Annotated in this window: 14 protein-coding genes; 8 read left to right on the top strand and 6 right to left on the bottom strand. The window is 70.7% G+C overall.

Annotated elements, in window-relative coordinates; translation table 11 throughout:
- The first annotated feature begins 44 nt into the window (after window positions 1-44).
- The 3 genes from ACFQ7F_RS05800 to ppk2 all read left to right on the top strand — a co-directional run bounded on the left by ACFQ7F_RS05800 (window position 45) and on the right by ppk2 (window position 2,020).
- On the top strand, window positions 45-485 hold the full coding sequence (locus ACFQ7F_RS05800; RefSeq protein WP_383266747.1) for an RNA polymerase sigma factor: 441 nt from the start codon (window positions 45-47) through the stop codon (window positions 483-485).
- A complete protein-coding gene (locus tag ACFQ7F_RS05805; RefSeq protein WP_383266642.1) occupies window positions 482-949 on the top strand; it encodes a hypothetical protein in 468 nt (155 codons plus the stop codon). The genes ACFQ7F_RS05800 and ACFQ7F_RS05805 overlap by 4 nt, the downstream gene beginning before the upstream one ends.
- A gap of 102 nt (window positions 950-1,051) precedes the next feature.
- Window positions 1,052-2,020 (top strand): polyphosphate kinase 2, encoded by a 969-nt coding sequence (gene ppk2, locus ACFQ7F_RS05810; protein WP_383266750.1) that lies wholly within the window; start codon window positions 1,052-1,054, stop codon window positions 2,018-2,020.
- A gap of 85 nt (window positions 2,021-2,105) precedes the next feature.
- On the opposite strand, the gene ACFQ7F_RS05815 is transcribed toward ppk2, so the two are convergent.
- Window positions 2,106-2,960 carry an alpha/beta fold hydrolase gene (locus tag ACFQ7F_RS05815; protein ID WP_383266644.1) on the bottom strand — a complete coding sequence of 285 codons (855 nt, stop codon included), beginning with the start codon at window positions 2,958-2,960 and terminating at the stop codon, window positions 2,106-2,108.
- 175 nt (window positions 2,961-3,135) lie between these two features.
- On the opposite strand from ACFQ7F_RS05815, the gene ACFQ7F_RS05820 reads away from it, so the two are divergent.
- The gene (locus ACFQ7F_RS05820) at window positions 3,136-3,480 is read left to right on the top strand and encodes a VOC family protein (protein WP_383266647.1); all 345 of its coding nucleotides are present in this window, start codon (window positions 3,136-3,138) and stop codon (window positions 3,478-3,480) included.
- 14 nt (window positions 3,481-3,494) lie between these two features.
- Here the strand turns inward: ACFQ7F_RS05820 and ACFQ7F_RS05825 are convergent, their stop codons facing one another.
- The 3 genes from ACFQ7F_RS05825 to ACFQ7F_RS05835 form a co-directional block, all read right to left on the bottom strand.
- Window positions 3,495-5,036, bottom strand: coding sequence for a hypothetical protein (locus ACFQ7F_RS05825; protein WP_383266649.1), 1,542 nt, complete (start codon window positions 5,034-5,036; stop codon window positions 3,495-3,497).
- Between the two features lie 25 nt (window positions 5,037-5,061).
- Window positions 5,062-6,270, bottom strand: a complete 1,209-nt coding sequence (locus tag ACFQ7F_RS05830; protein WP_383266652.1) for an FAD-dependent monooxygenase — start codon at window positions 6,268-6,270, stop codon at window positions 5,062-5,064.
- Between the two features lie 239 nt (window positions 6,271-6,509).
- Complete coding sequence (locus ACFQ7F_RS05835) at window positions 6,510-7,199, bottom strand: DUF2848 domain-containing protein (RefSeq protein ID WP_383266655.1); 690 nt, start codon at window positions 7,197-7,199, stop codon at window positions 6,510-6,512.
- Between the two features lie 135 nt (window positions 7,200-7,334).
- Here ACFQ7F_RS05835 and ACFQ7F_RS05840 point away from each other — a divergent pair, with 135 nt between their 5' ends.
- Both ACFQ7F_RS05840 and ACFQ7F_RS05845 read left to right on the top strand, forming a co-directional pair.
- A complete protein-coding gene (locus tag ACFQ7F_RS05840; protein WP_383266658.1) occupies window positions 7,335-8,699 on the top strand; it encodes an MFS transporter in 1,365 nt (454 codons plus the stop codon).
- A 77-nt stretch (window positions 8,700-8,776) separates the two neighbouring features.
- Complete coding sequence (locus ACFQ7F_RS05845; RefSeq protein WP_383266660.1) at window positions 8,777-9,580, top strand: carbon-nitrogen hydrolase family protein; 804 nt, start codon at window positions 8,777-8,779, stop codon at window positions 9,578-9,580.
- A gap of 285 nt (window positions 9,581-9,865) precedes the next feature.
- Here ACFQ7F_RS05845 and ACFQ7F_RS05850 read toward each other — a convergent pair whose 3' ends face one another.
- Both ACFQ7F_RS05850 and ACFQ7F_RS05855 read right to left on the bottom strand, forming a co-directional pair.
- The gene (locus ACFQ7F_RS05850; RefSeq protein ID WP_383266662.1) at window positions 9,866-10,513 is read right to left on the bottom strand and encodes a GntR family transcriptional regulator; all 648 of its coding nucleotides are present in this window, start codon (window positions 10,511-10,513) and stop codon (window positions 9,866-9,868) included.
- Between the two features lie 94 nt (window positions 10,514-10,607).
- Window positions 10,608-11,168: a cupin domain-containing protein gene (locus tag ACFQ7F_RS05855; protein ID WP_383266665.1), complete on the bottom strand. Its 561-nt coding sequence runs from the start codon at window positions 11,166-11,168 to the stop codon at window positions 10,608-10,610.
- 256 nt (window positions 11,169-11,424) lie between these two features.
- On the opposite strand from ACFQ7F_RS05855, the gene ACFQ7F_RS05860 reads away from it, so the two are divergent.
- Window positions 11,425-11,889 carry an RrF2 family transcriptional regulator gene (locus tag ACFQ7F_RS05860; RefSeq protein WP_383266669.1) on the top strand — a complete coding sequence of 155 codons (465 nt, stop codon included), beginning with the start codon at window positions 11,425-11,427 and terminating at the stop codon, window positions 11,887-11,889.
- A complete protein-coding gene (locus tag ACFQ7F_RS05865) occupies window positions 11,886-12,842 on the top strand; it encodes a DsbA family protein (RefSeq protein WP_383266672.1) in 957 nt (318 codons plus the stop codon). The genes ACFQ7F_RS05860 and ACFQ7F_RS05865 overlap by 4 nt, the downstream gene beginning before the upstream one ends.
- Window positions 12,843-12,849 lie beyond the last annotated feature (7 nt).

Genomic DNA, 12,849 nt, shown 5'->3' on the forward strand with positions numbered 1-12,849 from the left:
CGGCGCGAAGGGTGCGGGCGGCGCAGGGCGGCGACACGCTCGCCATGGCCGTGCTGCTGGACGAACTCGCCCCCTACGTAGGCCGCATCTGCGGGCCCATCGCTTTGGACCAGGGACCGGACGCCGCGCAGGAGGCCCTCGTGGCGGTGTTCCGTTCGCTGCGTTCCCTCAAGGAACCGGCGGCGTTGCACGGCTGGGTCCGTGCCATAGCGGTGCGCGAGGCCGTCCGGCTCGCCCGGCGCTCCGCCCGCGCGGTGCCCGCCGACCTGAGCACTCTGCCCTCACGCGGTGACCCCCAACTCGCCGCCGACATCAGTGACGTACTGGAGCGGCTGTCCCCGGAGCACCGGGCGGTACTCGTCCTGCGTGACGTGGAGGGCCTGGACGAGCGGACCGCGGCCGAGCTGCTCGACATCCGCGTCGGCACCGTCAAGTCCCGGCTGCACCGGGCACGCGACACCTTCAGGAAGGCGTGGACCTCATGAACGGACATGACACGACCGGTGGGTGGCCCACAGCTGACCTGGACCCCGTGCGGCGACTGCACGTGCTCGCCGCCGCCATCCCCGGCGCCCATGTCACCAAGGGACACGTGGCAGCTCCGTGCGATCACGTAAGGGCTCTGCTGTTCGATCTGGAGGGCGCCTTCGGACAGATCGTGCCCGACATGCGCGGTCTCAGGGTCGTACGGAGGGATGGCGCGAGGGTGGAGGCGCTGGCCCGCAGCAAGTACGGGATGCGGGCCCGGCTGCACGGGGAACAGCGGCCCGGCTGGTGCTGGCTGCAGAGCCGGTTCCTGCTGATCGGCGTCGCCGCGTCCCCGGACGGCGACGGCACCCGGGTGGCGTTCACCGGTGGGGTGCGAGTGCCGGGGCGTGCCGCGTTGGTGCCGCTCGGCGTACGACGGGAGGGAGAGCGGAGCCTGCGGCGGCTCGAAGAGCTGTTGTGAACGGGGCGGCGACGGACGGGGCGCAGACGCACGGGCACACAGTCCCGATCTCCACGGAGTAGTGCTCAATGGCGGGAAGTAGAAGGATGGTGGCACGTGTCGATGAGAGGAGACGGCGTGGCATCGGAAGACAAGGACGGGGAGGACTTGCTGGACGGGCTGTCGGTGGATGAGGCCCGGCCGGAGCGTCCGGTGCTGCGCGACGGGCAGGGAGAGCCGCTGCGGACCTGGCAGGAGAACTATCCCTACGCGGAGAAGCTGAGGCGGAAGGTCTACGAGCGCCAGAAGCGGATCCTGCAGATCGAGCTCCTGAAGCTGCAGAGATCGGTGCGCGAGCAGGGCCGGCGCATCGTGATCGTGTGCGAGGGGCGCGACGCCGCGGGGAAGGGCGGCACGATCAAACGCTTCACCGAGCGCCTCAACCCCCGAGGGGCCCGCATCGTGGCGCTTGACAAGCCCACTGAACGGGAAGCGGGCCAGTGGTACTTCCAGCGCTATGTCGCACAACTGCCGGCCGCGGGCGAGATCGTCTTCTTCGACCGTTCCTGGTACAACCGAGCCGGCGTCGAGCCCGTCATGGGCTTCTGCACCCCACGGCAGTACGAGGACTTCCTCGAGCAGGTCCCGCTGTTCGAGAAGATGATCACCGATGACGGCATCGTGCTCGTCAAGTTCTGGTTCTCCGTCTCCCGTGCCGAACAACGCACGCGCTTCGCGATCCGCCAGGTGGATCCCGTACGCCAGTGGAAGCTCTCGCCCACGGACCTGGCCTCGCTCGATCTGTGGGACGCCTACACCCACGCCAAGGTGGAGATGTTCAGGGCCACCGACACCGTCCACGCACCGTGGTCGGTGATCAAGTTCAACGACAAGCGCCGTGGGCGCGTCGAAGCCATCCGGCATCTGCTGTTGCGCGTCGACTACGCGGCGATGGACAAAGACGCGGTGGGTGAGGCGGACCCGCTCATCATCGGCCCGGCCGACACGCTCCTTGAAGCGGATGAGGATCCGACGGACCTGTCACCCAGCAGACTCGCCCGGAACGATCGAGGACCCGGTCGGCATCCGTGAAGAGATTGATGAAAGGGAGTGATGGGGTTCGGCGCATACACCTCGCCGAACCCCGTCACGTACGGCAGCGACGAGAACTGGACCGTCAGCGCGCCGCGAGTGCCCCGAGCAACTCGGCCGCGGGCTTCGGGTGGACGAGCCAGCTCAGGTGGCTCGACTCGAGGGTGCCGACATCGAAGGGGTTGTCGGGTGTGAGCGCGTCGGCCTCGCGGATCATGCGGTCCTGCATGGCGGGCGGAACGCTGGTGTCATCGGTCAGGCGCACATAGGTCCTGGGAATGCGGCCCCACGTCGCCGCCTGGGCCCGGTCGGCCGATGTGCCTACGTCGAGGTTCTCATCGGGCTGGAAGGTGTTCAGGAACGTACGGAACTCATCATCGGTGAGGTCGGCGGAGAAGGCTTGCTTCATGGCGGCGAGCGTCTTGGGCTCGGCGGTACGGAAGTTGACCCGGAGCACGCCGAGCTCGGCCGGGTTCCCGACCAGTGCCGCAGCGAAGGCACCCGGATCGACGTCTGCCATCTCCGGCTCGGCGTAGTAGTCGCCGACGGTGAGGTCGACGGGACACCAGGCGGAGACGTAGACGATGCGGTCGATCAGGTCGGGCCGGGCGTTTCCGACCGCCGTGATCGTGGCGCCACCCCTGCTGTGGCCGACGAGGATGACCGGCCCGTTCTGCTTCGCCCGCTCGACGACCTCGATCACGTGGGCGGCGTTGTCGGCAAGAGTGACCCCCTTGATGCTGCCGGGTTCGACGGCGAGCGCGTCGAGATCCTGCGGCGTCTGGTAGGCCGTGGCGAAGGTCGCCCCGAACCCGTGCCCCGGAAGGTCGAGCGCGACCGAACGGTGTCCGAGCAAGGCGAGCTCGGCCTGCAGCGGCGCGAACGAGAACGAGTTCGCGAAGGCGCCATGAACAAATACGAATGTCGGCTGATGTGGCATGCCCGCAGCCTCCAATGAAACGATCTCCGGAACAAGCGAAAATTGAATACTTCCGTGCCAACGCCGCGCCCACGGCGTGCCCTTGGTTCACAGGCGTTCGCGTACGTCACGGACCACGTGAGGCGGTTGGCTGTGCCGACCCGCGCGCAGACGTCGGCGTGCTTAGCATGGCGTCATGACCGTAGACCTGTTCGCGGGCATTCCCGTCCGCGACTACACCGTGGCGGTGGCCTGGTACGAGCGACTGCTCGGCTCGCCGCCGTCCTTCCTGCCCAACGACACCGAGGCGGTGTGGGAGCTCGCCGAGCACCGGTACGTGTTCATCGAGGTGCGGCCCGAGCATGCCGGGCACGCCCTGCACACCGTCTTCGTCGAGGACTTCGACGCGCGCGTCTCGCGGATCGCCGAGCGGGGTCTGAAACCGGACGTGCGCGAGACCTACGCCAACGGTGTCCGTAAGGCCACCTTCCGCGACCCGGACGGCAACGAGATCGGACTCGGCGGCGGCCCGGCGGACTGACCGCGTGGTCAGCGTCAGGTCTTCGGACTCGCTGCCGACACTTTGGCGCAAAGGTACGGACGCGCGAGGAGCAGGCCGGTGGCGGTCAGGGCGATGCCGAAATAGACCGGCGCGAGGTGGATGAGGTCGGTGTAGTGGATCGAGCCGTGCACCACGACGGCCGGCAGGAAACCGGCCGCACCCGCCGCGGCCAGGGTCCAGAACACCCAGGCCTCGCCCCGCCGCCAGCCCCACGCGCTGAGCAGCACGATCGCCACCGCCGCGGACATCAGGGCGCCGCCGAACCCCGCGCGGTCGTGGGCGAGGAACGGCGCAAGCCGGGGATTCAAGGTGTCCAGCGTGTGCGCGTCGACGCCCAGGAAGGTCAGGTCGGTCGGGACGAAGACATCGGTCAGACCGACCACCGAGATCACCGCTCCGCCGATGAAAAGACCCGCTCCCGTGAGAATCATCAGCAGCTGGCCGACCAGCGCCCGTCGGCGCTCGGGCTCCGGCCCCTCGGGCGCCAGGCGCCACCGCGGGCCGTGCGGGGAGCGGCGTACCCCCAACAGGAACATCGGGAACAGTACGAGGGCGGTCGCCGTGTGCAGGGGTTCCACGAAGCCGGTGGCCAGGAAGTAGAACAAGGCGGGGAAGCCGAGCGCCCCCGAGAGCAGATACACCTCGCGGGCCCAGGGCCAGCCGCGTCGGATCCCGCCCATGGCAAGGCCGGTGTAGAGGGCGCCGATCGCCACCATCGTGCCGGCCATGGTGATCCGGTCGTGCTGGAGGAAGTGCACGAGGTGGTGGTTGGCGGCGTGCAGGTCGTCCAGCGTCATGCCGAGGTAGTCGCGGTCGTACCAGAGCAGCACGGGGCCCAGAGTGATCGCTGCGGCGCCGAGCCCGGCGCCCGTCATGCCGAGCCCGACGATCAGCGCCCACCACCAGGCGGGCCAGCGGCGGGGATCGCGGCCGACGTCCCGTAGGACCGGAGCCGGTGCGGTGGGCGTGGCGGCCTCGGTGACTCGCGCGAACCAGCCGGGTCCGGCCGCCACGAGCACCTCGGTCCTGGCGAGCACGACGGCACCCGGCTCATCGAGCGCGGCCGCCGCGCCGCTGACCGACGGATCCGACACATGGACGACGTGCGGGTCGTCGCTCCTTGTGAACCCGTCGACATGGAGCTTGAGTGCGGCTTCGGCCTCCGGATCGCAGGCGCGGACGACCATCGGGATCGAGCGGCCGACGGCCGCCTCGCGCACGATCTGGGCGTCAGCCGCCGAGACGGGCGCCACCTCGACGACGCCGGCACCCAGCGGGGGCATGGCGCGGACCGTTTCCCGGGCGAGCGAGGGCGGGACGGATATGCCGATGCGGACGGTCACGGGCACCCCGGCGATCTCGCCGGCGAGCCGTTCCGGGGGATGCCGGTGGCCGAACCCCCGGGCGATCAACCGTGCGCCTGCGGGACGGGAACCGACCGAAGCCAGCAACCGCAAGGCAGTTCGTTGCGAACGGCGCAGGCCGAATACGGCAGCGGCCGCGCCGCGCAGCGGGTGATACGTCCAGTCCGGCATCAGCGGCTCTCGTTCTCCGTCACGGTCACCCGGTCACCCGGTCAGCCGGTGGGGTCCAGCCGAGCACCGGCGTCATGGAACGCAGCGTCGCCCGCGCGGGCATCAGCCGGGCGGCCGTGTCACGCAGCAGTACAGCGGGCGGCCACGCCAGCTGGCCGACTGCGCCGAGTCGGGCGGAGCGGCGGGTGATCAGCTGGGTCCGGGGGCGGCGCAGCAGGTCGTACGAGCGGAGCGCGGCGGACACGTCCGTGGTGCCGTCGAGGCAGTGGGCCAGGGTGACCGCGTCCTCCAGTGCCTGGCACGCGCCCTGGCCGAGGTTCGGGGTCATGGCATGGGCGGCGTCGCCCAGGAGCGCGACCCGGCCGTGGACGAAGGAGGGCAGCGGGGGCAGGTCGTACAGATCGTGCCGGAGCACCGCGTCCTCGGGGACGGAGGCCAGCAGGGCGGGGACGGGATCCGGCCAGGACCCGAACCGGCGCAGCAGTTCGGCGTGTTCGGACGAGCTGGTGGCCTTCGGGTCAAAGGCCGTCGGGCCGGTGGCCGTAGGGTCGGCGGCTGTTCCCTCCGGCAGGGAGGCGGTCGCGAAGCAGTACATCCGCCCGCCGGGCAAGGCCGTGTAGCCGAATCGCTCCCCGCGCCCCCAGGTCGCCGCACCTTCGGACGGCGGCTCGGAAAGGGGCTCGGTGACCATGCGCCAGGCGGAGTACCCGGCGTATCGGGGGCCGTCCGCATCGGGCCACAGCACCCCGCGTACCGCACTGCGCAGCCCGTCCGCGCCGACCACCAGATCGGGCCGGGACTCGCCACCGGCGTGCTCGACGACCAGCGCGTGGCCGTCGTCGCGGACCGTGGACACCTCACTGCCCGAGCGCAGAATGTCGGCGGGCAGCGCCTCGGTGAGCACCCGCAACAAGTCCGCCCGGTGCAGGACCACCAGCGGATGACCGAACCGGCGGGCCAATTCGTCATTGTCCGTACGGGAAAGCCAGCGACCCCGGCGATCGCGAACGCCGCCCGTGGCCTCGACGGCGCCGAGTGCCCGGACGGCATCGGCCAGACCGAGCACATCCAGCGCGCGCAGCGCGTTCGGCCACAGGGAGATACCGGCGCCGATCTCGGTGAACTCGGGGGCACGCTCAAGGACTTCGACGCGCCAGCCCCTGCGGTGCAGGGCGATGGCCGCCGCGAGGCCGCCGATCCCGCCGCCGACGACGGTCGCGGCGCGCTCCGGCATGATTCCTCGCTCTGGGTTCGGGGGCGCCACCCCCGGTCAAGTGGCCGTCGATCCGGTGCCCGAGCGGCATGCGACGTGCACAAGTCCGGCTGAGCTGCGCCTTATAGCAACATGTCGACAGAAACATGTCAACGTGATGAGGCGCCGGTCGGCGCTTGATGTGGCGGCGCCGCACGACACCGCAGCGATCAGGGGCTACTGGATTCAGAAAGACCCTGACCTGGACACCTTACGAGCGGTCAGCCGATGGGCTGGGGCAGAGGTACCACCTCGTAGGCGAGGCGGATCGTGTTGCCGGTGGCGGGGTCGCCCAGCTCCACGCGCCAGCCGTCGGCGAACTGATCCACGCCGTCGGCCATGGGAATCGTGCCCGAGATCAGGACCGTGCCGGGTGTCAGGCCACCGCGCTCGCGCAGTACGTCCGTCCAGTAGCCGGGGGTGAGGAGCTCGGCGAGCGTGCCGTGCTGGATCTCGGTCTCCCCGCCGTCGTCGTAGGTGACCCAGGCGCGCAGGGTCAGTTCGTCGATGCGCGCCTCGACGTCGGCCAGGAGCCAGGCCTGTCGGGCCAGGACATCGGGTGCCGCGTTCTTGCTCCAGGCCACGCCGTGGACCTCGAGGTCGCGGTCGGTGTGGTCGCAGGCGGCCGTAAGGAGCAGCTCGCCGTCGTCCGCGACGACCAGGGCCCATTCCGCCTCACCCGAAGTGCGGGCGTGCGGGGCGGCGACCCGGTCGGTCTGCTGGGCCAGGTAGGGGGAGACGGGGTAGAGCGCCGGGGTCACCGACGGTGCGGGCACCCCGAGCAGGGCGAGCTCCGCGACGTGCGCGGCGACGTCGGCCTGCTGGCGCCCGGCGTATCCGGCGTTGAGCAGCTGAACGACGTCGACGTCACGGGTGGAGCCGTCGGGGAGTTCGAAGGTCAGCACGGTCATGGGCACTCCAAAGGGGGCGGGGTTTCGACACGGTTAACTTCCGGCGCGGGGGTTGCGCATACGACCTGTATACAAGAAGTATGCCGGAAGGTCGATGTCCAGGTCGATGTCCCCTCGACGCAAGGATCGGGAAGCATGCAGCACACCCCCAAGGGCCCGCCGGCGGTTTCGCCGGGCCGCTCCGGCATCCGCCGGGCCTTCTTCGCCAGCCTCACCGGGACCGCTCTGGAGTGGTACGACTTCGCGGTCTACTCCGCCGCCGCGGCACTCGTCTTCGGTGATCTCTTCTTCCCCTCGGAGGATCCCCTCACCGGCACCCTCCTGGCGTTCTCCACCTATGCCGTCGGCTACGTCTCACGCCCGCTGGGCGGCTTCGTCTTCGGCCGGCTCGGCGACGTGATCGGCCGCAAGAAGGTCCTCATCGCCACCCTGGTCCTGATCGGCGTGGCCACGTTCCTCATCGGAGTGCTGCCGACGTACGGCACCGCGGGTGTCACCGCACCCATCGCCCTCGTCCTGCTGCGGTTCGCACAGGGCGTCGGGGTCGGCGGTGAATGGGGCGGCGCGGTCCTGCTGTCCAGCGAGTTCGGCGACCCGCGCCGCCGCGGCTTCTACGCCTCCGCCGCACAGATCGGACCGCCCGCCGGAAACCTCCTGGCCAACGGCGTCCTTGCGGCTCTGGGCGTGCTCCTGACCGAGGAGCAGTTCCTCTCCTGGGGCTGGCGCGTCGCCTTCCTGCTGTCCGGTGTCCTGGTCGCCTTCGGCCTGTGGATCAGGGCGAAGCTGGAGGAGACCCCTGTCTTCAAGGCCATGGAGGCCGAGGAATCCCGGCCCGAGGCGCCGATCCGCGAGGTCTTCACCACCCAGCCCCGTGCCCTGTGCGCCGCGATCCTCAGCCGGGTCGCCCCCGACGTGCTCTACGCGATGTTCACCGTGTTCGTCCTCACCTACGCCACCGACGAACTCGGCATGAGCCGCGGCTCCGCCCTGACGGCCGTCCTGCTCGGCTCCTCCCTGCAGATCTTCCTCATCCCCCTGGCCGGCGCCCTGTCCGACCGGGTCAACCGGCGCCTGCTGTACGGCTGTTCCGCCCTCGCCGCGGGGGCCTGGCCGTTCGTGTTCTTCCTCGTGGTCGACGGCGACAGCTGGATCCTGCTTGTGTGCGGCGTCGTGGTGGCCCTGGCCATCCACTCCTTCATGTACGGCCCGCAAGCGGCCTTCGTCGCCGAGCAGTTCTCGCCCCGCCTGCGCTACACCGGCTCCTCGCTCGCCTACACTCTCGCGGGCCTCATCGGCGGAGCCATCGCCCCGCTGCTCTTCACCGCCCTGCTCAGTTCCTACGACAGCTGGGTCCCGCTGGCGCTCTACCTCGCCGCCGCGGCTGCCGTGACCCTCATCGGGCTCTGCCTCGGCAGGGATTCCGCCCATGCCGAGAAGGAGGACGAGCTGCTCGCCGGTGCCGGCGCGCCGGGGACCGCGCCCGCCACCCGTGTCCCGTGACCGGCCGCACCGACGCCCCCTGACCTCCGCCTCACCCACTCCCACCCACCCCTCTCGACGCCGAAAGGCGGCCCACCGTGCGCATCGCACTGAGCCAGCTCACCACCGGACCCGAGCCCAGCAAGAACCTCGCCCTCATCGAGCAATGGACCGCACGCGCGGCCGACGCGGGCGCGGACGTCGTCGTGTTCCCCGAAGCGTCGATGGCCTGCTTCGGCACGCCCCTGACGCCGCTCGCCGAACCCCTGGACGGCCCCTGGGCCACCGGAATCCGCGCCGCCGCCGATGCGGCGGGCATCACCGTCGTGGCGGGCATGTTCACCCCGGCTTCCGGCGGCCGGGTGACGAACACCCTGCTGGCCACGGGACGCGGCGTCGAAGCGACGTACGACAAGATCCATCTCTACGACGCGTTCGGCTACGCCGAGTCCGACACCGTCGCCGCCGGATCGCGGGTCGTCACCATCGACGTGGACGGCGTACGGCTCGGCCTGGCCACGTGCTACGACGTGCGCTTCCCGGAGCTGTTCCGGGCCCATGCCGACGCCGGGGCCACCGCGACCCTGCTGGCGGCCTCCTGGGGCGCAGGGCCCGGCAAGGTCGATCAGTGGGAGCTGCTTGTGCGCGCCCGCGCCCTGGACGCCACGCTGTGGGTCGCGGCCGTCGGCCAGGCCGACCCGGCCACCGGGGGAGTCGCGGCCCGGGGCACGGCGCCCACCGGAGTGGGGCACAGCATGCTCGTCGGCCCCGACGGGACCGTACGCCACCGTCTGGAGGCCGGTCCCGAGCTCATGGTGACGGAGGTGGACGCCGACGAGGTCGCGGCGGTCCGCGAGAAGATCCCGGTGCTTGCCAACCGTCGGCTGGGGGAGCCGCGCTGAGCGGACCGGAGCCGCAACTCCCTCTCCCTGTCGGCCCGGTGGTCCTGGCTCGGACACCAGGGTGCAAGTAACGTCACCGCCCACCGCACCCTCGTGTTCCAACTCCTCGGCCGTCCCGTACGGCCATGCGCCCCCGGAGATCTGGACGAGGCCGTCCGTGCCTTCGAGGAACAGATGTGGGCACGGGCCGGCCTGACTGCCAAGCGCGAAAGCACGGCCCAGTCCGTCGGCTCCTCGCCCCCGGAGTGTCCCGGCGCGAGCTCAAGCCCCCACGACTACGCCCGCCTATCCGGCAAGGAGCACCTTCAGCGTCGACTCCAGGTGGCTGTCGATCGCGGCGCACGCGGCCTGCGCGTCACCGGCCGCGAGGGCGTCCACGATCGCCCGGTGCTCGTCGAGCACCGCATCCTGACGGCCCTGCTGGTTGTAGAGGGCCACGACACCGGCCCGTACCTGACGGCTGCGCAGCCCCTCGTAATGCCGGTCGAGGAGCGCGTTGCCCACGGCCGCCACGAGCGACGAGTGGAAGAGGTGGTCCACGTCGATGAATTCCTTGGCCTGATCGGGGCCGCTCAGCATGCGCTGCCGATCGAGGAACTCGCCCAACTCTCGCACCGGAGCCTGTCCCGTGCCGATGACGTGCTGCGCCGCGTACCGCTCGACGATCCCGCGCAGCTGCATCAGTTCGGTGATCTCACGCCCCGTCAACGGCGCCACCCGCGCACCGCGCTTGGGCACCAACTCGACCAGATCCTCGGCGGCCAGAAGGAGCAGCGCCTCGCGGATCGGGGTGCGCGAGACACCGATGCGGTCGGCGATCTCCTGCTCCGAGAGGAACTCGCCCTGCATCTCCGGGTCCGTCAGCACCGTGTCCTTGAGGTACGCGTACGCCTTCTCCCGACCGGACGCCACCACTACCCCCAGAGATCGCATACACCTTGTATACGGAAGTTACCACGTGGCTCCGGATCCCGGTCTTGCCCGGACGTGAAGTGCGGAACACGGCGGGCGCCCGATGCTCTCGGGGTCAGCCCTCCGAGCTCCCGGCGTCGGCCTCGCCGCCCAGGACGTACAGCTCCGGCAGGTTCACCACGATCGCCTCCTGCGTGCTGCGGGCGATGACCACGACGGCCTCGTCGTCGGGGCTCGGGTTCTCCTCGCGGTGCGGGACGTACGGGGGGACGAAGATGTAGTCGCCCGGAGCCGTGCGGATCCGGATCTCCTCGGGAGTCCCGCTGGAGTCGTCCAGGAAGACGAACTCCGGGTGTCCCTTGATGACATGGATGGCTGTCTCGGACGCCCCGTGGTGGTGGTTGGAGGATGCGGTGTCCGGGGCGACGTGGGTCTGGCCCATCCAGATCCGCTCCGAACCGACACTCCCGCCACTGATCGCGGCGAACCGCCGCATGCCGCCCGTCTGCGCGGTGTCACCGTCGAGGGCGTCGGCGCGGATGTGGTGAAGGCGGGCACTGAGGGGCAGTGAGCTGCTGTCGTGGCCGGGAAGGTCCGGGTGGAACGCGTCGTGATGGGCGGCGGCCGACGCGTCGTCGGGAGAGGCCGGAGAGGTGGGCGCGGTGTGCGGGGCCATGGGAATCCTGCTCGTCGGGGCGGGCCGTGACGGCCGGGCCGGAATGGGGCGGGCGCACGTCGGTGTTGGTCACCGACAACGGCCGCGGTGAGCCGTGGCGGGTGCTCGGCCGGCGGACGGCGTGCCCAAGATCCTTGGGCGACCGTAGAGAGCCGGTCGAATGGATGTCAAGATGTGTCCATTGTCGTCGGGGTGGCTGTCCAGCGCTCCGCGCAGGGCGGTTGGCACGTAGGAATGCTTCGGAAAGACGGTGCACATGCAGATTTCTGCCAAGGCGGACTACGCGGTGCGGGCGCTGGTCGAGCTGGCCGCCGACAGCGCGCGGCCGCTGACGTGTGAGGCCATCGCCTCGGCGCAGGACATTCCGTTCCGCTTCCTCAAGTCGGTTTTCAGAGACCTGCGGTCGGCCGGTCTTGTGCGCAGCCAGCGAGGCTGTGAGGGCGGCTACTGGATCGCGCGCGACGCGCACCTGATCACGGTCGGCGAGGTGATGACCGCCGTCGACGGCGAGTTCTTCACCGTCCGGGGCGAGCGCCCCGAAGGGCTCGGTTACCCGGCCGCCGCCAGTGCGCTGCCGGACCTGTGGCGCGCCGCCGAGGCGGCAGCGCGGGCGGTCCTCGACGGTACGAGCATCGGTGCACTCGCCGAGCGCGGCACGGAGCCCGCAAGCGGTGAGGGCGGCGACAGCGCGCACGAGATCTCCGCGGTCGTCCCGGCATGAGCATGCTGCCACCGGACGCGAGCGCCCCCGCGCCGGGCGCCGCGGCCCAAACTCTCGTCCAGGTGACCGAGTTCACCGATGCGGCCTGCCCGTGGGCCTGGGGCTCCGACCCCGTCTTCCGGCTGCTGCGGCGCGGCCTGGGGCAGCAGGTGCGATGGCGCCGGGTGTTCGGGATCCTCTTCGACGAGGACGACGACCCGGCGCCGGACCTCGACGCCGAGGCCCGTTGGTACGAAGGCTTCATCAAGGACGTGACCGCACACACCCGTGCCCCCTATGCCGCCCGGCTGCAGTGGCTGACCCGCACGAGCTGGCCGGCGTCCCTCGCCGCCAAGGCCGCAGAGGCGCAGGGCGAACAGGTAGCGGAACGGGTCCTTCGCAGGCTGCGGGAGACGACCTTTGTGCTGGGGGCACCGGCCGATACTCCCGAGGCCGTGGCAAGCGCCGTGCGTGGCGTCCCCGGACTCGACCTGGACAGGCTGCTCGCCGATCTGGCGCACGCCGACACGCTCGCCGCGGTCCGCGCGGACTGGGCGGAGACCCGCAACCCGCTGCCCGAGGTCCGCGACCTGCGGGAGCCGGGACCGCATCCGGGGCGGGCCAAGGAAGTGGGGGAGGAGCAATATCGCTTCGCCCTGCCGACTCTGCTGTTCGACGGTCCCGGCGGACGCGTCTGCGTGCCGGGATGGCGGCCCCTGGCCGGCTACCTCGCCGCGGCGACGGCTGCTGCCGGGGAGCCGGTGCCGTTGCCGGTGCCGTTTGCCGCACCGGAACCTGTGCCGGCCGATGAGGCGTTGGCTTACTGGCGCAGTCTCACCCTGCGCGACCTCGAACTGCTCGCCGGCACGTCCGTCGCCCCGCCCGATGCGGTACGCGTCGAGACGGGGAACGGTCCGCTGTGGCTGCATCCCGACGAGGCGGACACGCACCCGGCGACGCGGGCGCGCGGCTGACTTCGAA

This window comes from Streptomyces sp. NPDC056486 (genome assembly GCF_042795295.1).
GTDB lineage: Bacteria > Actinomycetota > Actinomycetes > Streptomycetales > Streptomycetaceae > Streptomyces.

Excerpts from the sequence above, each read along its gene's own strand:
- ACFQ7F_RS05815 (WP_383266644.1), bottom strand. The coding sequence starts at position 2,960 with ATGCCACATCAGCCGACATTCGTATTTGTTCATGGCGCCTTCGCGAAC.
- ACFQ7F_RS05835 (WP_383266655.1), bottom strand. The coding sequence starts at position 7,199 with ATGACCGTGCTGACCTTCGAACTCCCCGACGGCTCCACCCGTGACGTC.
- ACFQ7F_RS05825 (WP_383266649.1), bottom strand. The coding sequence starts at position 5,036 with ATGCCGGACTGGACGTATCACCCGCTGCGCGGCGCGGCCGCTGCCGTA.
- ppk2 (WP_383266750.1), top strand. The coding sequence starts at position 1,052 with ATGAGAGGAGACGGCGTGGCATCGGAAGACAAGGACGGGGAGGACTTG.
- ACFQ7F_RS05860 (WP_383266669.1), top strand. The coding sequence starts at position 11,425 with ATGCAGATTTCTGCCAAGGCGGACTACGCGGTGCGGGCGCTGGTCGAG.
- ACFQ7F_RS05850 (WP_383266662.1), bottom strand. The coding sequence starts at position 10,513 with ATGCGATCTCTGGGGGTAGTGGTGGCGTCCGGTCGGGAGAAGGCGTAC.
- ACFQ7F_RS05840 (WP_383266658.1), top strand. The coding sequence starts at position 7,335 with ATGCAGCACACCCCCAAGGGCCCGCCGGCGGTTTCGCCGGGCCGCTCC.
- ACFQ7F_RS05830 (WP_383266652.1), bottom strand. The coding sequence starts at position 6,270 with ATGCCGGAGCGCGCCGCGACCGTCGTCGGCGGCGGGATCGGCGGCCTC.
- ACFQ7F_RS05800 (WP_383266747.1), top strand. The coding sequence starts at position 45 with ATGGCCGTGCTGCTGGACGAACTCGCCCCCTACGTAGGCCGCATCTGC.
- ACFQ7F_RS05865 (WP_383266672.1), top strand. The coding sequence starts at position 11,886 with ATGAGCATGCTGCCACCGGACGCGAGCGCCCCCGCGCCGGGCGCCGCG.
- ACFQ7F_RS05855 (WP_383266665.1), bottom strand. The coding sequence starts at position 11,168 with ATGGCCCCGCACACCGCGCCCACCTCTCCGGCCTCTCCCGACGACGCG.
- ACFQ7F_RS05820 (WP_383266647.1), top strand. The coding sequence starts at position 3,136 with ATGACCGTAGACCTGTTCGCGGGCATTCCCGTCCGCGACTACACCGTG.
- ACFQ7F_RS05805 (WP_383266642.1), top strand. The coding sequence starts at position 482 with ATGAACGGACATGACACGACCGGTGGGTGGCCCACAGCTGACCTGGAC.